Origin of the sequence: Paenibacillus sp. FJAT-27812 (genome assembly GCF_001273905.1) — a bacterium.
In the GTDB taxonomy this organism is placed as follows: Bacteria; Bacillota; Bacilli; order Paenibacillales; family Paenibacillaceae; genus Pristimantibacillus.
In genome coordinates, this window is record NZ_LIGH01000001.1 from 739,795 (window position 1) to 757,761 (window position 17,967).

The 17,967-nt window shown below is 51.4% G+C and carries 12 protein-coding genes; all 12 read right to left on the bottom strand.

Going from position 1 to position 17,967, the window contains the following annotated elements; translation table 11 throughout:
- Positions 1 to 123: 123 nt before the first annotated feature.
- The 12 genes from ADU23_RS03205 to ADU23_RS03260 all read right to left on the bottom strand — a co-directional run bounded on the left by ADU23_RS03205 (position 124) and on the right by ADU23_RS03260 (position 17,962).
- Positions 124 to 2,337 (bottom strand): alpha-L-arabinofuranosidase C-terminal domain-containing protein, encoded by a 2,214-nt coding sequence (locus tag ADU23_RS03205; protein ID WP_053372424.1) that lies wholly within the window; start codon positions 2,335 to 2,337, stop codon positions 124 to 126.
- Between the two features lie 35 nt (positions 2,338 to 2,372).
- Complete coding sequence (locus ADU23_RS03210; RefSeq protein WP_157265572.1) at positions 2,373 to 3,122, bottom strand: LamG domain-containing protein; 750 nt, start codon at positions 3,120 to 3,122, stop codon at positions 2,373 to 2,375.
- Between the two features lie 39 nt (positions 3,123 to 3,161).
- Positions 3,162 to 4,142 (bottom strand): carbohydrate ABC transporter permease, encoded by a 981-nt coding sequence (locus ADU23_RS03215; RefSeq protein ID WP_053372426.1) that lies wholly within the window; start codon positions 4,140 to 4,142, stop codon positions 3,162 to 3,164.
- 5 nt (positions 4,143 to 4,147) lie between these two features.
- Positions 4,148 to 5,026, bottom strand: a complete 879-nt coding sequence (locus ADU23_RS03220; protein ID WP_053372427.1) for a carbohydrate ABC transporter permease — start codon at positions 5,024 to 5,026, stop codon at positions 4,148 to 4,150.
- A gap of 2 nt (positions 5,027 to 5,028) precedes the next feature.
- Complete coding sequence (locus ADU23_RS03225; protein WP_053372428.1) at positions 5,029 to 7,380, bottom strand: DUF5696 domain-containing protein; 2,352 nt, start codon at positions 7,378 to 7,380, stop codon at positions 5,029 to 5,031.
- A gap of 9 nt (positions 7,381 to 7,389) precedes the next feature.
- Positions 7,390 to 8,007, bottom strand: a complete 618-nt coding sequence (locus tag ADU23_RS03230; RefSeq protein ID WP_053372429.1) for a YIP1 family protein — start codon at positions 8,005 to 8,007, stop codon at positions 7,390 to 7,392.
- Positions 7,991 to 9,490 (bottom strand): NHL repeat-containing protein, encoded by a 1,500-nt coding sequence (locus tag ADU23_RS03235; protein ID WP_053372430.1) that lies wholly within the window; start codon positions 9,488 to 9,490, stop codon positions 7,991 to 7,993. Before ADU23_RS03235 ends, ADU23_RS03230 begins: the two co-directional genes overlap by 17 nt.
- Before the next feature lie 13 nt (positions 9,491 to 9,503).
- Positions 9,504 to 10,364 carry a carbohydrate ABC transporter permease gene (locus tag ADU23_RS03240; RefSeq protein ID WP_053372431.1) on the bottom strand — a complete coding sequence of 287 codons (861 nt, stop codon included), beginning with the start codon at positions 10,362 to 10,364 and terminating at the stop codon, positions 9,504 to 9,506.
- 6 nt (positions 10,365 to 10,370) lie between these two features.
- Positions 10,371 to 11,330, bottom strand: a complete 960-nt coding sequence (locus tag ADU23_RS03245) for a carbohydrate ABC transporter permease (RefSeq protein ID WP_053377441.1) — start codon at positions 11,328 to 11,330, stop codon at positions 10,371 to 10,373.
- 2 nt (positions 11,331 to 11,332) lie between these two features.
- Complete coding sequence (locus ADU23_RS03250) at positions 11,333 to 14,332, bottom strand: extracellular solute-binding protein (RefSeq protein ID WP_053372432.1); 3,000 nt, start codon at positions 14,330 to 14,332, stop codon at positions 11,333 to 11,335.
- A gap of 171 nt (positions 14,333 to 14,503) precedes the next feature.
- Entirely contained in the window at positions 14,504 to 15,925 is a 1,422-nt protein-coding gene (locus ADU23_RS03255; RefSeq protein ID WP_053372433.1) for an ABC transporter substrate-binding protein, read from the bottom strand.
- Between the two features lie 1,080 nt (positions 15,926 to 17,005).
- Entirely contained in the window at positions 17,006 to 17,962 is a 957-nt protein-coding gene (locus tag ADU23_RS03260; protein ID WP_157265575.1) for a hypothetical protein, read from the bottom strand.
- Positions 17,963 to 17,967: the final 5 nt, after the last annotated feature.

Sequence of the window (17,967 nt, forward strand, 5' to 3'; positions counted from 1 at the left end):
TAGTGCATTATATTTTCCTTTAGCCATGAAAAAGCTCCCCTTACAGTAATCAGGTTTTATTATTTCACCTGTCTACTGTAGGGGGAGCATATCAATCAGCCGCCTGCTCCTTTCTCTTTCTGTTTACTGCGCGGTCTTCAACCTGTAGATCGCAACCGACTGCTTCGGCAGCTCCACGGTGAACGTATTCGACAGACCATCGACTGCTTGTTCCTTCGGCTTCACCGCTTCAGGCTCCGCAAACGAATTTTCCGTATCCAGCATCGCTTGTAGCGCCAGCTTCGTCCCTTGCGGAGAAATGGACTGCCCCATTACATGAATGGATACCTTCACGTCATACGCTTCGCCATTTACGATTTTCAAAATCATCTCATTCGTCTTCTCGTCTCTGCCCGCGATGAAATAGAAGGGAGCTTCACCCTGGGTGCCTCCGCGTCCCGCCTCATACGATTGCCCGCTTCGCATGCCGACTGCCGCTGGAAGCACCGAGCTTGCCACATGCTGGCTAAACAATTGCTGCACATAATAATTAGGCGTTCCATAAACCTCCGAATTGTTGAACCATATCAAATCCGGCGACCACTGCGAATAACCTTCCTTGCCAAACAACGGCGCATATGAAGCCATCGCTACAACATCGGAATTTCGCTCCAGGCCGATCATATAAGCCGCTTCCGCAAGCGCCGAGCCGAAATTGTTCGCTCTTGCGCCGTTGTGCGCGGCATATTCTCCAACGAACACCTTTGGACCTTTGCGGTCATACGAATCATAGCGGCTTGCATTTGTTTTGAACCAATCCGGGTTCATATAATAATGCTCATCCACAATATCCGTCGGCTGCCTTTGCTGCCAGCTCCATGCCTCGTCAAAAATAGGACCGGATGGCGATGGGCCTGCCGAGGCGATCAGCTGGATGTTCGGATATTTCTCTTTAATGGCTGCTGCAAACTGCTCGTATCTTATAAAATAATCCGTACCCCAATGCTCGTTGCCGATTGCGATAAATTCAAGCCCAAAAGGAGCTGGATGCCCGTTTTTTGCTCGCAGCGCTCCCCATTTGCTCGTTACGGAGCCATTGGCATATTCGATTAGATCAAGCGCATCTTGCATAAAGGGCGCAAGCTCATCCATGGGCGCCACATCCGACTGGCGGAATTGATCGCCCATCCCCGCATTGACGACGGGAAGCGGTTCTGCCCCAAGATCTTCGCTTAGCTGGAAGTATTCATGGAACCCAAGCCCGTAGCTTTGGTAATAAGGCGTCGTTAACGAACCGCCGCCCCACATATTGGCGTTTTGTTTTCGTTGCGCGGGATCTCCAATCGAATCCTTCCAGTTGTAGCGATTGCCGATTCCGTCTCCACCGACAATGCTGCCGCCGGGAAATCTTACGAATGACGGCTTCAAATCAGCCAGCATTTGGACCAAATCCGCCCTTAAGCCTCCCGGTCTGTTCTTCCAAGTCGATTGAGGAAACAACGAGACCATATCGACATCAAGCGCACCTGCTCCCTGCATGCCCAGAACAAATCTTCCGCTCTGCGCATCAGCAGAAGCGGTTATTTTTGCAGTCAGCTTGCCCCATCCAGCATAAGCAGAAGCAGCCACTTCGCCTAAAGACAGCTTCGTCTCACCGAGCCTCTTGCCGTCGTCGCCTTCTAAATAAGCGGTCAGCTTCAGCTTATCGCCCTTGCCGCTGCGAACGTACATGGAGAAATCGTAGCTCTCACCCTGCTTCAAGGCGATGCCTCCGAATCCGCTGTTCACGATCGCAAATTCATCTGCCTCGGCAGGCGCGTTCACCATTACCGATAAATAGCTCGGATTATTGGCATTTAGCGGGTACTCCGTGCGCACCTCCATCGTTCCGTCACCAGAGCCCGATGTTCTGCTCGCCCAGTTCCAGAGCGAATCTCCAAACTCGAAGGAGCGATTCTCCACAAGCTCCGCGTACACGCCGCCATCACCGGCGAAGTTGATATCCTCGAAGAAAATGCCGAAAAGGTGATCACTCACGGGAGCGCCTTGCTGATCAGCTTGAATCGATACCGCGTAATCGGCAGCGCCTTCCTCCCATACGCGGAGCGGGATTTCTTTCTTGCTTGAGGCTTTGCCCTTCGTGACGGCCGCAGTCAGTACGACTTCAAGATCGCCAGCACCGCTCGCCGGCCTCGTAACGGAGCCTTCTGAACCTACCGCCACCTCATGATCCGAGGACCAAACGATATTAGCCCCACCCGGCCCAACTAGCGGAAGCACTAGTGCATCGACAACACGGTCGCTGCCTTCAATCGTCAGCCAATCCGCGGCAAAAGCAACGATTTCATCATCGCTCATGCCTGCAGTCAGTTGATCGGCAACTTCATCGGCGGTTAACGCTTGCTATAAATGCGTACCTCATCTACTTGTCCGGACAAAAACGGATCGACGTCAAATTGTGATTTTCCGATAAAATTGCCCGTTGTGCCTGCCATATCGGTTGGTTTTATCGAAAGCTCATCATTGCGGGCAGCCTCACGGCCATTCAAATAGAGAACGCCTGTTGTGCCCGACCATGTGAAGGCTACATTCGTCCAGCTATCCACCGGAAACTCCGCCTCGGCATGAATGATCTGCTCGCCGCCGCCATTTTTAATCGCCAGCTTCATATTTCCGGTTTCTGACATTGGGGTCAGAAACAAATAACGATCCACTCCGTTGCCGAAGTCGAATATCCGCTGCCAAGTCCGGAGATCGTTCAAATTGACCCATGCCGATATCGTCAGCTCTTCCAACCCGTTAAGCACCGCCGTCGGCATTTCCGCATAGGCGCTTGCCCCGTCAAGCTGATAGCTGCTGCCAAACTTCCCTTCCGCCTGCAGCGTGCCGCCATTCAAAATAGCTCCGTTATCATGGCCCGTTGCATCGGCAGCTGCATGAATAGCGCTGCCCGGCTCTGGCAGCTCCACTTCATCAAACGTGTAGCGAAGGACTAGAGATTGCTCATACGCAGACCGCTTATCCAGCTCCGCATTTTCCTTTACCTGCTCCCCCTGCTGCGGCCGCGTTAGCAGCCAGATCGCTGCTGCCATCGCGGCCAGCAGCAGCAAGACCAAAAATCTCCCTATACGCTTATTAATCAACTTGCACCTCTTTTTCGATAGCTGAACAGCCGTATCTTGCTATTCGCCTGCGATACCCGAACGTTCAACGCTCTCCACGAAGTAGCGCTGCGTGAACATATATAGGATGAGCACAGGCAAAATCGTGAGCATTACGCCCGCCATAACTTGGTTTTGCAGCGTTGGCGCCATGCCAAGCGTGCCTGCGGATACCGAGCTTGAAGCCTGCTGAAGATCCAAATTCGCATTTCCGTTGAAGAAGGCCATATTTTGCGCCAAGTTGAAATACTCTGGAACGAGCAAATACATGTTAGGCTCGAACAAGTCATTCCAATGCCAAACGACCGAGAACAAGAAGACGACCAGCATAGCCGGCTTGGCTAGCGGGAACATAATCATCCAATACGTGCGGAATGCGCCTGCGCCATCGATTCTCGCCGCCTCCTCGAGCACGTTCGGAAGGGTGCGGTAAAATTGAATAAAGATTAGCACGAACAAAGATCCTTTTAATCCGTGACCAAGCAGCGCCGGCACAACGAACGGCAAATGCGTATTTACCCAGCCTAGATCAAGGAAAAAGGTAAACAACGGCACGACGATCGTCTGCGGCGGCACTAGAAACGTGAACACCACCATCGCCAGAAACAGCGCTTGCCCAGGGAAGCGGTAACGCGCGAAGCCGTAGCCGACGATCGAGCAGCTGATGACCTGCAAAATCGCGCTCCCGAATGAAATGATCGTGCTGTTCAATAGTCCGGGCCAGAAATTGATCGCCTTAAGCGCAATCGAGTAATTCGTTAAGCTGAACTGCTTCGGAATCCATTGAATCGTCGCATCCGCAACATCCTCCGGCCGCATGAGCGATTTGGATACCATGTACAGCAGCGGATAGACGAATACGAACGCCAAGCTGAGAATGACTAAATAGTAGAAGAACGTTCCGATTATGCCGCGCCCGCGCTTCATCCACGTAATCTTCCAGACCGCTTCCGCTTTGCCTTGAAGACCCGCATATTTTTCGGTCACACTTGGTGAACTCATGCCTTCTACCCCCTACCTTCGGTCGCTGACAAGCTTTTGCGGAAAATGAAAAACACGACCGCCAGCACAACCGAAATGACAATAAAGTAAATCCAGCCCATGGCAGAGCCGTAAGCGTAATTATTTGTTTTGAATACGTTGTTCATAATGTGATTCATAATTTGATTATCCGTTTTGGTGAATGAGTTCACGACGCTGTACAGCGTATTTACGAACATCATCGGCATAATCATCGGGAACGTGATTTTCCAGAAGCTCTCCCATTTCGTCGCTCCATCGCATTTGGCAGCTTCATATAGCGCGGGAGAAATCGTCTGCAAGCCAGCTATGAAAATTAAGATTTGCACGCCCGAGTCCCACATAACGAGAGTTAATGAATCTGCATATTGCAGAAGCGGATCAAGAATGCTGTCCGGAATAAACGCATTCAGCTTGCTGTACAGATCGTATTGATAAAAGATCGGGAGCTGGGCCGCGCCCTGCTCCAGCAATTCTCTTAAAATCGCGCCTGACGCGATAATGACCGGCAGGAAGAAGATGCCGCGAAACAGCGTGCGCCCGCGAAATTGGCGGTTAAGCAGCAGCGCGCTGAACATCGCAAATATAAGAATGAGCGGCACCTGCGAGAGCATCGTGGTCAGCGTCGCTTGCAGCAGCGGAACAAAATCGATGTCCGTCGTGAAAGCAGCGCGGTAATGGGTTAAGCCGGCATAAGAAGCCCTCAAGCCTTCCTTCGTCACTTCCAGATTGTTAAGCGAGTAGTATAGCGACTTGCCGAGCGGAATGACCATGAACAGCAAGAAGCCGATGATCCATATGGAAATGAACGAATAGCCCTCAAAGATGTGGCGGCCCCTCATCGAGAGTCCTAATTTTTTGCCCATGCTCATTTCCCTCCGTTCTGCATGAGATAACCTGCCGCTGGAACTGGATTGCCATCAATTGTTGCCGGAGCTCCGCCGTAATTGACGATGACCTTCGTGCCATTCGCATATGTCGTTCTATACACGCTGCTGCTCAGCTTCTCATGATCCGCAATCGGCTGATTCGAGATCGCTTGATAGATTTGCTCAAGCTCCTTATATTGCTCGGCGGCGTCATCGAGCCACGTCGTATATTGCGAGCTCCAAAGGCGATCTTCCAGCGTTCGCTGCAGCTTCGTCGTTGGCTCATACGTCAGCTCAAGGCTTGGCAGCGCACCGTATTCCACGCTCCGAAGCAGCTCGTTCTGCGCGTCATTGCGCAGATTAATCGCATTAGCCGAATAAGGAACCAGGCCGCGCACCGCAATCTGATAAAAAGGAACCGTCTCGTCATTGTAGATAAAGTGGCTGGAATCGAGCGGCGCCCCGCTGATGCCGTCAATGTGTCCGAGCATATAAGCAAAGCCGTAATCGACGGACGTACCGCCGGTTGCTTCACGAATTGCGTCGGTTGCCTTCACCCAAGCGGCTGCCGTCTCGCCGCGCGAAGTTTGCGACTTCGGATCGATATCCGAATAAAGCGTATCTCCCCAATAAGCAAGATGAACGCCGGCAATGCCCAGCTTCGCATAATCCTTCAGCTCTTTATCCAGATGTTTGCTGATAACCCGCTCCGGCTTCATCCAATAGTAGAGCCTGCTGTCGTCGTTCCATCTGCTGCCTACGAAATAATCGGTGCTTGGCGCGACCTCGCGGTCCATGCCGCGAATCGCGTCTTTCGCTTTTTTCATGCCGTCGCTCTCGGAGAAGGCGCGCGCGTAATTCGCTTCCAAATAAAGCGATACCCCTTTGTTCGCCGCATAGGCAGCCAGATCCTTAAGGTCCTTCGCCCCGCCAAGCTTCTTCTCGACAGGGAAGTGGTCGGGCTGATCGCCGTACAAGCCGTCTTCCGACCAGCCGGAGAACGTCAGCTCGAGGTTCGTTATCCCTTTTTGCTGGAATGCATCAATGATTTCACGCGCTTGATCGAAAGTTGTCATGGAAATAAACGTACTGCCAAGCACCTCATCGCGCAAAATGCCGCCAAGCAGCTTCACCTTTACGGGAACCGCCGTTTGCTCCACCGGCTTCACGCCTTGCTCTTGCTGCAAATATTTGCCGTATGCCTGCGCCATCCCGACGTAATCCGCTTCCTGATCCTGCAGCAGAACATAACGCGTCTGCCGATCGCCTTTGATCCAGTCGCCTTGGAAGAACGGTATTTCCCCTGATGTTCCGATAAAAATAACGTCGCTCCACCGGTAGATAAACTCCGCTGACGTCCGGTAATAGGAGATTGCGCGGATGCCGGAAGGCGTGCCATTGATTTTCGCATCATACTGGCCCTTCGTTACGATACCCAAAGAGCCAACTTCGTTTCGGTAATTGCCGAATACCGGCAGCGCGACCATCTCTTTCGGAGCAAGCTTCTGTCTCCACATTTGGTCGATGTTCTCATGCGACTGCGTCACGTAAGCCGGGTCCGCTCCGTAAATCGTTTCCGAATAGCCGGCAAAATATTGCGGATGCTTCGCGCTGTATTTCATGAGCGCCCCTGAGCCGTCCGGCAGGAAAATCGCGCCTTCCTCGGTATCCGCAGCTGCATTCCAGAAAGGCAGCGGCTCGATACTGACGAATTTCGCTTTGCCTGCTTCTTTAATCGAAGCCTCGGGAACGGTAAGCTCGAAGCCGTTCTCGACGAGGCGGTACTCTATCGTAAACTCAAGCTCTTCCTTTACGAATTGGAAGGTTACCTTCGCTCCGCCGTCGATCGTCTCGATTTTCAGCTTATTTTCCTTTTCCTTCGTCAAATACGTTTGAACGGTATCCGAGCCCTCCGTATATTTCACGTGCACGGCCGCATCCATAAACTTCTTGTTGTTAGGCATCGTCGTTCGAGGCAGCTGCGGCGTGCCGAGCCACTCCTTGCCTGTTCGCTTATCCACGAGGCGCACATTTCCTGTCTTCTCATCGATGTACATTTTAAAGCCGGCGTTCTCTGCGATCTGCTTCTTAGCCGATACGGGATAAAGCTTCACTTCGCCCGTGGCAGCAGGCACCGCAGTGTCCGTCGCAGCCGCATCCGCCGGCGCTTCTTCAGCAACGGGCGTATCCGCCTCGACATCCGCAGCGGTCTCCTGCGATGCAGCTTCGCCTTTGCCGGCTTCCGCTTCCGCTTGCACCTGAAGCTTATCTTCCGCGGTCCCGAAGTGAGGGAATATGCTGACAACGAGCAGCAGCACCGCGATACCAAGCCATTTCCGTTGTTTCCTCATCTCGTACACCTACCTCCGGAAGTTTATTTCTTTGAACATGTCTACGACAAAGTTAATGAGCTGATTGACCAGGCCAAACATCAGGATGCTGATAAACCAGATAATCAAGATGCCAACGATGCTAAGCACCGTAATCCAGATCATTTTGACCAGCTCAAAATCGTGAACGATCCTTACCTTCAGCAGAAGCAGCCAGCCCGCCCAATAAATCGTGAAATTGATCAAAAACGAATAAATACCGCTTTCATCCAGCGCCAAAACATTCGTGAGCAGCGTGATCGGGATGATAAAGATCGCATAAGGCACCAGCGCGAACGCGCTGCCGACGAACACTTCCTTGAACTTTCCTTCGCCCTCAAGAATCGCGCTTACGCCCCAATTGGACACCGTCCAAGTCAGCCAAGGCACGACGATCCAGATCAGCTCATGCACGAGTGACACCTCATAGTTTTCTCTCGTCTCGAAGGCGTAGCCCGTAATTAGAATCGCAATCATCCTTGCGACATAAGCAAGCGCGACGATAAACAGCGCCTGCCCCCATTTAATGCGGCCCGGCTCCTGGATGTCGTGGTAAAAGTCGATCGGGTGCACGAGCACCTGCCGCATCATTTTAAAGGTTGCGATCATGCTGCACCCCTCCCTTCATGTGAACGGCTCTAGCCGTATTGCGGGCTGCCAGCATGACGGACACCCTTCGCCATAGGAAAGGCATAACGTACCGCATAGCGATGATAAGGACAATGATGGCTAGACATATCCAAGCAAAATGCTCTCTAACATATTCCTTCCGGTATTCCTTGAACGCGACCGAATAATCGAACCGTGATCTTGCCAGCTCGAAATACGTCATCGCATCCTTGTAGTTTTCCGCTTTGTAAAGCGATTTGCCAATCGCGAGATAGGCGAGGTCGAAGTTGGCATTCAAATGCAGCACCTCGTTCCACATCCCCTCTGCCTCCTTATACCGCCCGTCTACAAATAACCGCGACGCGTTATGCACGAGATCGGCAAACGGCGTCGTTCGGAACAAGTCGATCCGGTTGCGCCCTTTGTCTACCACGTAGACGGTGCCGTCCTGCGACTGCGCAAGGCTGGACGGCGTGATGAACAAGCCGTTCTGGTCTCCGAGGCCGCCGAACACGAACAAGAAATTGCCAAGCTTATCGTATTGGTACACCTTGCTGGATTGCAGATCAAGCGCGGTAATGACGCCGTCCTTGTCTACGGCAAGGTCAAGAAACGAAGGCACCTCGAACGGGCCAGCCTCTAATCGTCCGCCGTACCTCTTAGGAACAACATTGAGCGTGTCGACCCCTACGGGCGACAGCCGCTTCAATTGATTCATTTCCGTTCCAAGCGTCGACGTATAAATAAAGCCTTCGGCATCCTGCACGGCATTCGAGAACTCCAGCGGCTTCACGACAGACAGCTTCGCCTTCTGCTCATCGGTCGCGACAAGCTTAACGAACAGCCTGCTCCAGCTGAAGCCAACATGGTTCGCGCCGTAGAAGCCCTTGAACTGACCGTTCGGATCAATTTGGATAAGCCCCTGCGTATTGCCGTCACTCACGACGAACATATAGTTCCGCTTGTCGACAAGCAGCTTCGACGGGGAATACGAGAAGGTCGCCCCCAGCAGCGGGCTTTCCGGCTTGCCGAACTGCTTGATGAATTTGCCGTTTGGATCAAAAATAGCGATTCGTTGGTTTTTGGTATCCGCGACATAGACGGTTCCATCCTGCTTCACGTAAACGCCCTTTGGCTCGTTTAGCATGCCGTCCCCTTCCGCATCGCCGATGATGCTCAGCACCTCATGATTCGTATCCAAGTGGACGATCCGGCTATTTCCGGTGTCGACCACGTAAATCGTTCCATCATCAGCGAGAAAAATATCCTCCGGCGCATTAAACGGACCCGATGCCAGATTGTAGCCGTCAATCGAGCTCTCGTACATGTACCCGTTAATCGAGTGAACGTCTTGGCCTAGCTTATTCCTCGTATATCCCTCATAAGGGGAGGCCGCGAACGTTTGAACCGGCAAAGCCGTAACCAGCATCAGTAAAGCGACAGCCGTACTGACAACGAATCGGAATATCGTAACCTGCTTCATCCCGGTTGTCCTCCTACTCTTTCAGACCTGAATGCGCCATCGTTTGCAGCACCAGCCGCTGCGTGACGATAAAGACGATAATCGTCGGCACAATCATCAATAAGCTGGCGGCAGCGAGCGTACCGACACGCGCGACGACGCCGTAGCCGCCGCTTAATGTCTGGATGGCCAGCGGCAGTGATTTCATATCCTGATCGGTCGTATACACCATCGCCGGATATGGATCGTTCCAAGCGGATATAAAGCTGAATAAGGCAAAGGTGGCGATCGCCGGCTTCAGCATCGGCATGACGACAACCCAGAACACCTTCCACTCGGAAGCGCCGTCCATGCGCGCCGCCTCAAGCAAGGCGTCCGGTATTTGGCGCAAAAACTGCGTCATCAGGAACATCCCGATCGGAGCGGCCAAGTATGGCAAAATCATCGCCCAGTACGTATTGATCAGGCCGATTTTGCTAATGAGCAAATATTGCGGGATTTGCACGACCATCGGCGAGAACATGATCGCAAGCACGACCATGTTAAAAATCGCGCTGCGGAACGGCATGTTGTGCTTCGCCAGCGGATAAGCCGCCATCGCCGACACGATGATGCCGAAGCCAACGATGCAGGAGCTGATCAGCAGGCTGTTAAATATAAATCTTGAAAACGGAACGCTCGTAGTTCCCGTGATGAGCAATAGATCGCGAAAATTGATCAGCGTCGGGTTGTTCACGAAAAATCGCGGCGGAAACAGGAACAGCTCGCTTGTTGGTTTAAAGGCGGTAGACACCATGTAAACGAGCGGTGCAAGCATCAAGAGACCGAACAACGTTAGAAATAGATAGAGGAAAAAGCCGCCCCAATCCTTCCTGCCTTTCACTGCGCCAGTCATATCGGTTCAGTCCTTTCCTAGCCATTTGAATATGAGACGGTTGAGTCCAATCATCATGACGAACAGCACAACCGCTATCGCCGCTGCGTAACCCATCTCAAACTTGATAAAGGCGTAATCGAATAAATGCGTCAAAATCGTATGGCCCGCATAAAGCGGACTCGGCAATCCGACGAGCTGCACGCTGACGTCGAATACGGTTAGTGAGCTAACGACTTGAAGTACCGCTCCGAACAGCAATTGCGGCTTAACCGAAGGAACCGTAATGTAGATAAGCTGCTGCCACCTATACTTGATTCCGTCGATTTCGCCCGCTTCATACAGATCCTTGGGCACGTTTTGAAGTCCGGCTAGAAAGGCCAGGAAGCCTACCCCCATGGACATCCAAAGCGAGACGATAATGATGACGGGAACGATTGAATGAATATTTTGCAAAAATAAATAAGGCTCGTCGATAATGCCAAGCTTGGATGCAAAGTAGTTAAGCAAGCCCTTGCGGTCGCCCGCGAACAGATAAAGCCATACGACCGACATCGCCGTTGCGCTCGTAATCGAAGGCGTGTAATAACACAATGTATAGAAAAAGCGGTATTTTTGCGGGATTTGGCTAATGAGCCAAGCCAGCAGAAACGCCATTACGTATCCGACCGGCCCCGTAATGAACGCGAACTTCAGCGTGATGCCAATCGCTTTCAGGAAGATGTCGTCGTCGACGAATAAGAGCCTGTAATTGGACAGGCCGATAAATCTAGGCGCCTCTAAAATGTTGTAGTACGTGAAGCTCAGCACTACCGATGTCACGACCGGTACAATCGTAAACAGCGTGAACAGGATGAGAAACGGGGCGAGAAACAGGTACGATACCCTGTTTCTCTTCATTTCCTGCCACAGCAAGGACAACTTGCCTTGCTTGCGGAGGCGGTCCGCTGCCGGTGCAGCCGCGGTTACCGCCGGTTCTGTGTTCATTTTCACGGACTGTCGCCTCCTTTTGAAGCTGCCTGATCGGTAGATTCGTCGTTTAAGCCAAACTCCTCGCGCTTCTTGCGCAATTCCTTATCGATTTCCTTAACGCCTTCCTCCACCGCTTCACGCGGTATTTTGCCGTTCAATACAATTTGGTTCCAAATATTCGCGATATGCCTTGTCGTGTAGTAACCGCCAATCACAACCTCGCGCTCCTTGAACCATTCCCACTGCTCGAGAATCGCGTCAATATCGGAGGACTGCCATGGCATGCGCTGCAGAGCCTCGATATTAGCGGTATTCCAGCGTGCCTCAACGCCAAGCAGCGCTTCGAGCTCGGAGCCGAATCTTTCCTGCGTATCGGCACTGGTCCACCATTTCAGAAACGCCCAAGATTGGTCCTTCATATCGGTGTCTTTGAAAATCATGCCCGTTTGTGCGAGACCTCCGGTTGAACGGTTAATTTGTCCGTCCTCTTGCTTGATGCCTGGCATTGGCTTCATGCCCCACCAGCCGGTAAGCTCCGGCGCCGCTGTCGAGAGCAGCACGTACGTCGAGTAATCCGCCACCCCGATCGGCATTTCGCCGGAGCGGAAACGGTTATAGAAATCGGCCTGCTTCGAAATTTTAAAGTTGGTGAATAGTCCCGTCCACAGCTTGAAAGCCTCCATCGCCTCAGGCGAATCAAGGTTCGAGTATTTGCCGTCTTCCCGGTAGAACTCGCTGTTTTGCTGGAACAGGAACGGCGCGAATTCATTGATCGCAAGCGCCGGGTTGTTCGGGGCATGCGGGTAGAAGAAGTCCATCCCGTTTTGCTGCAAAATCGGAATGAGATCCATCACTTCCTGCCACGTTTCCGGAATTTGATCCTCTTTGATGCCTAGCTGCTGCATAATGTCCTTGCGGTAGAACAGCATATTGAAGTTTTGGTTTTCCGGAAGAGCGTAGCTGCCGCCGTTATACTTGTAAGGAATAAGCGCGCCCGGCCTGAAGCGGGCGGCTACCTCGTCGTAATCGTCGTATTCCTCCAAGTTGACCAGCCCGTTACGAACCGCGTAGTCGATCGGAATTTCGCCCTCGACGCCAAGCGCGACATCCGGCGCAAGACCGGCCGTGCTCGCAAGCAGCAGCACCTGCATTTGCTGCGCCGGGATCACGTTGACGTTGACCTTAATGCCCGTCTCCGTCGTAAAGTCCTCATCAATCATTTGCTTGATGATATCGACCCAATCGCGGCCTCTGGCTACCCAGACGTCCAGCACCTTCTCGTCTTCATACACGTTGCCGATGCCGCCGTAATTTTTCGTAAAGGAGCTCGTGAAGTCGTAAACCATCGTGCCTGTTCTAGCCAGCCACCCCGCAGCCGGAGTCGGCCAAGCGGTATCTGGCGATTTGATGATCAGATAATCGAGCAGCAGGCTTTGCTTGCTTAGCCCGTTCACCCATGTGCCAAGCGAAGCCTGCAAATCATTGAATTGCAGCATCCGGCCAGGAATCGAGGTCGTTTCTTTAGACATGCTCAGGAGCACATCGCGCGCCTCGTAGAGCGTGCTGACCTCCGAGCTGCCTTCATCAACGCCAAGCGCGCACAGACCTTTGATCGTCTCATCGAAGCTTTTTGCCATGAGCTGCAGGCGCGGCACTAGGTTTGCAATATTTTGCTCCAAGCGCCAGTCGCCGTTCGGATCGGGATTTGTTCCCGTTACTTGGATAACCTCACGGCCGAGCAGCGACATTTTGCGGGTCGTGTCGGTAACCGTTTCAAGCATCCGCCCAAGCGCCCCGACCTGCACTTCCATTCGAATCGTATGCTTGCCCTGCTCTAGATAATAGAGATAAGGCTCTTTGCTCTGGCTATCGCCGCCAAATTTTGAAATTTGGAACTCCGACTTATAAGGGAAGGAGATTTCGTTCATTTCTTTAAAAGGAAGCTCGCCGTCAATCGTAACGGTACGCTGCGTCGGCATGCCGTTCAGGAACCATTGTCCATACCGGGCGCCGATTTCGTACAAGCCGCTCTCCGGCACCTCAACTTCCCATTCCGCCCACTGCCCGCCTGTCCGCCAGCTCGCGCCGCCGAACGTATTAAGCACGATCGAATCCTTTTTGAACGGCTCCGTAGCCGGTTCACGGTCCTCGATGCGCTTCAGCGTCGGATCGGACTTCAAGGTTGACAGCTCGGCTTGCACTTTAATGAGCTGGCCTGCCGTTTTCTTGTACCCCTTCTGCTCGTACTCGCCAGCGACCTCGGCGTAAGCCCGCACATGCTTTGGCGAATAAATATCGATTTGCCCGATTGCCGCAGGCTCGCGAACCGCTTGAAGGCGAAGCGTATGCTTGCCCTTCGTCAAATAGAAACGGAACGGCTCGTACGTTTTGCCCTCCGCATCGCGGAAATCGCGGTATTGCCAGCCCGCCGCCTCTTCCCTGCGCGGGTTGAATTCATTGCCTTGATTATCGAACCAAGGCTCGCCGGCTTCCTTCCACATCCGCTGGAATTCCAGTTTTTTTGCTTGGTAAAACGGATATTTGCCATCGATTTGCACGCTCCGCACGATGGATGAGCGCTTGCCCTCCATCGCGTAATAGCTCATGCCCATTTGATAATAGCCATCCTGCGGCACCTCAAAGGCATAATCCGACCAGCTGTCCTCATCGATTAGCGCGAGTGTTTCGCCCGCTAGATCGCCGAGCCCGGATACCATCCGAGTTCCCGATTCGCTGATCGCCAAATAATCAGCGGAAGAAAGCGTGACGCTGTAATCCGAAGTATCCGCCGCGCCCTGCTCGTTCCAGCTGTCTACATATTTATTAAAAGACGGCTCCAGCTTGCTGCTGGCGTCTTCACCTTCCAAAATGGACGATTCATCGATTCCTGCTTCCAGTGCAATGCCAGCCATTGCATCATCGTTGTAGCCTCTTGAATTGTTCCACCATAAGAAGAAACAGAGCAATGCGGCAATGACAATCAATGTTACTTTATACTTGCTTAGCCAACGAATCACCAAGGAGCACCCCCTTGCCATACTAGCGTAAACGGCTGACGTCATCCTCAGGTGGCGCAGCTATCGTTTCGCGATGAAAGTTAGAATTTGTTTTTTGCATTAAAATGCCGAATCATCCTTGATGAGGAAGGATGATTCGGCCCGAGCAGAAGCGATCGTTGACGCAGCCAGCTACTGCTGAAGCTCTTTGAGCAGTTTTTCCTTCTCCGCCTTCAGCTTGTTCTCGATGTTTTCTTGCGTTTGCTGAATGGCTGTTTTCGAGTCGATATTTTTATCAAGCGCAGCGAGCACGCCTTCTACCCATAGCGGCCACGCCAAACCGTCAAGGCGCGTGAAGCGTCTCACCGGAATCAAGCTTGCAAGCTCATTGTAGAACTTGTAATCCTCTTGATCGCCGAGATAAGGATTCGTATGCGCAAGGTACCATTCTTGGCTCGTAATATGCTTGTAGTCCGGTTGGACGGATTGCTCGATCCAGAGCTTCCATGCCGCTTCTGAGGTCGTAATGAACTCTACGAATGCCCATGCCGCATCTTTGTTGCCGCTTTGCGAAGGAATAACGAAGGTCGAGCCGCCCATGCCTACATTCAAGCCAAATGGCATAGTCGTAGCTTTCCATTTGCCTTTTTGATCCGGGAAGTTGATTTCGAGGTCGCGCGCGCCATAAGTTCCCGCTACATACATCGGAGACTCGCCTTTTTTCACGCGCTGCTTGCCTTTATCGCTGTAAATGCCGTCATGCGGAGCAATCTTGAGCTGGTTGACCTGCTTCGAAATATCAAGGAATTTCACGAATTCATCGGTGTTTCGAACCCAGTTCATTTCGCTGTCGAAGTAGCCAAGCGAATCGCCTAACCAGTGAACCGGTGAATCGCGCCATTCCATCGAATACTTGCCGTTTGCTTTCAAGGTTTGGGCAAGCGTGAAGAAATTGTCTGGATCTTGAATGTACTCGCCAAGCTCTACGGGATCAGAGGGCAAGCCAAGCTCTTCAAAAATATCTGCGCGGTAATACGTGACGGCTGGCGTAACATCCCACGGCATGCCAAGCAATTTGCTGCCGTCGATGGAAGACCAGCGGTTCCAGTTGTACTCCGACACTAGGCTTTGATATTTGCCGGCGTCATATTGCGGTTGAAGCAAATCCTCGAGTACGTTACCTGTGCTGTAGCGCGTAAATTGGCCTTGCTCGACAAGCGCCACATCCGGTGCGCCTTTGCCTGCCGCGAGCGTCGTTTGCAGCTTATCGTGCAAATCAGCAAACGGCACAAAAATCGTTTTCAGCTTAATGTTCGGATACGCCTCGTTGAACGCCTTTTGAAGCGCAGCGTCCTTCTCTTTGTTGTCAAGGAATGTCCAGAACGTCACTTCACCGGAAATCGATGGATCGATGGCCGATTTGACCGTCCCGTCATCCGGCTCGGCATTTTCGGCTCCGCCATCGTTTGTTGCGGTTTCCTTATTGCCCCCGGCATTCGCAGGCGTCGTTTCTTTGCCGTTGTTCACGGTGTTTGTACCTGCTCCGCTTGAGCAAGCCGTAATAAGCATGATAAGTGCCAACATAAAAATGAAAGTGCTTGCAACCTTTTTCATCTAAAAATCCTCCCTCGCATTTTTAAATAAAGCGTTTACATTTAATCTCTTAAACGATATAGTCATTAGTACCTTTCACTGTTTGCCGTGACGGGTGCAATCACTACGTTTAACACATTTGTTAATCGGACCTAACCGCTTAGATGAAGCACTGAAACTTTCTTTTTGTCTTACATGCTGTTATGACTCCCTTTAATGATCAGCAGCATAAAGCGCAAACGGCTTACTGCCTGTAAAACGGCCGTTTTGCTTCTAAGGATAAGCAGCCAATGCGTACAGCTAATTTGCATGCTTATCTTTTAATCATTTTGTTAACCGTAAAGTCGGCCATGAGCTTAGACCCTCATAATAACCTTAACTTTATTCGGTTTTCGCTTCACCTCCACAAGAAGTAACTAATATATTAATCAATTAATAGTTTTATTACATGATTAGTTTAACATGGATTTTTAGGTTTTCAAGCCCTAATTTGGGTTTCTTTCAATTTTTCTAGTAAGCGTTTTCTACTGTATTTGGCATAGCTCCTGAGAAACCGCGTAACGACGGGATATTTCCCATTTTTCTCCTTTCGGAATAAAACAAAAAAATCACCCTCTTGGGGTGATTAGTATTTTTGTAAATGAATATAGGATTTAAATCGCAAGTCACAGCCTCTTCCCTACCAAAATCCGCTAACTTAATTGCTCTTGTTTTTTCTTTTTGTAGCAATGCCTGATTAAATCCACCGCAGCACTCAAAATCACTAATAGAACAGATTGCAATAATGGCTTAACTAAGCTTGATTGATCATTGATAAAGTAAGCAACTATGAAGTTCGCTATGAAAGTAATAAAATATCCCAATATTATAATCAACTCATTTCAGATCTAAGGTTCTATTGCCGAAAATCGGTAGTCGCATCTCATAAATTTATAATAAGGGAAAAATTTGAAATTTACTGTAGTTCAAAAGTATAGTTGACTAGAATGTGAAAAAGAAATTGTGGGCAAAGATTCATCTTCAGCATACAAAAAAATCCCGATGAATGGTATATCATCGGGACTGACTGCAGCTGTTCCACACTTTTTTATCACAGGAAACTTACTTCAGCTCGACCGTAAATGGAACGATAAACGACTTGTCTCCGCGCTGAAATTGGCCCCATATTTTATACAAGCCCGGCTCTGGAAAGCTTGTCGAGAACTCGGCGGTCGGACCGCTCGCATTGCCCTCCTTCGGATGAACATGCAGATAACGATTCAAATTCTCACTCAAGATGACGACATGTCCGATAGCTCCCAAGTAAGGCTGCAAATCGGTAATCGGCTTCTTCGTTTTTGCATCGCTCAGCGTGAACGTTAAATCGACCTCTTCCCCCGACCTGAGGGAGGATATATCGAGCGAGGCGGTAACGCCGTCAACCTCTTTTGCAAGCGAAGCATCCTTCACCAGCGGCTGCGCGGCTTGCTTCTTGCCATCTACCTTGATGAGCGACGTTGCCGTCTTCTGGGAGGAGCCGGTCGGAATAAAGTCCGCATACAGCTTGTACGACCCGCCTATAGGGAAGGCGGTTGTCACTTCAAACTTCCCCTTCCCTATATACTCGGGATGAATATGGCTGAACTCCGACAAATCCTCGCTTACGACGATAAGATGCATCAGCTTCTCGTGATTGACATCGTATTTCTCGATCGGCTTTCCGGTCGCGTCAGATAGGATCATCTCGATTTTGGTCTCTTCTCCCGGTTTTGGTGCCGCCGGCGAATACTGCCATTCCAGCTTCACTTCTGCCCCAGAGCTGTCTGCGTTATCTGCCTTGCCTCCATGCTCGCTATGATTTTCCGCTGCTTCATTGCTCGGAGCATTCGTCGCCGTGTTAGAAGCATGCCCGCTATGCTCGTTCGCCGCTGCCTCCTTCCCATTCGTTGCTGCTGCATGTTCCGCGTGTTCATTCTTCGCTGCACTGCCGCAGCTTGCAGCAAGCAAGCTTAGCACGATTAAAGCCGCTGCCGCGGAGCGTTTGCGAAATTTTGTCTTCCGTGCCGTTTCCTTAAGCATATCGA

Bases quoted from the DNA above. Each gene is read 5' to 3' on its own strand.
- ADU23_RS03225 (WP_053372428.1), bottom strand. From the start codon at position 7,380: ATGAGGAAACAACGGAAATGGCTTGGTATCGCGGTGCTGCTGCTCGTT.
- ADU23_RS03245 (WP_053377441.1), bottom strand. From the start codon at position 11,330: ATGAACACAGAACCGGCGGTAACCGCGGCTGCACCGGCAGCGGACCGC.
- ADU23_RS03205 (WP_053372424.1), bottom strand. From the start codon at position 2,337: ATGAGCGATGATGAAATCGTTGCTTTTGCCGCGGATTGGCTGACGATT.
- ADU23_RS03230 (WP_053372429.1), bottom strand. From the start codon at position 8,007: ATGATCGCAACCTTTAAAATGATGCGGCAGGTGCTCGTGCACCCGATC.
- ADU23_RS03235 (WP_053372430.1), bottom strand. From the start codon at position 9,490: ATGAAGCAGGTTACGATATTCCGATTCGTTGTCAGTACGGCTGTCGCT.
- ADU23_RS03255 (WP_053372433.1), bottom strand. From the start codon at position 15,925: ATGAAAAAGGTTGCAAGCACTTTCATTTTTATGTTGGCACTTATCATG.
- ADU23_RS03260 (WP_157265575.1), bottom strand. From the start codon at position 17,962: ATGCTTAAGGAAACGGCACGGAAGACAAAATTTCGCAAACGCTCCGCG.
- ADU23_RS03240 (WP_053372431.1), bottom strand. From the start codon at position 10,364: ATGACTGGCGCAGTGAAAGGCAGGAAGGATTGGGGCGGCTTTTTCCTC.
- ADU23_RS03220 (WP_053372427.1), bottom strand. From the start codon at position 5,026: ATGGGCAAAAAATTAGGACTCTCGATGAGGGGCCGCCACATCTTTGAG.
- ADU23_RS03215 (WP_053372426.1), bottom strand. From the start codon at position 4,142: ATGAGTTCACCAAGTGTGACCGAAAAATATGCGGGTCTTCAAGGCAAA.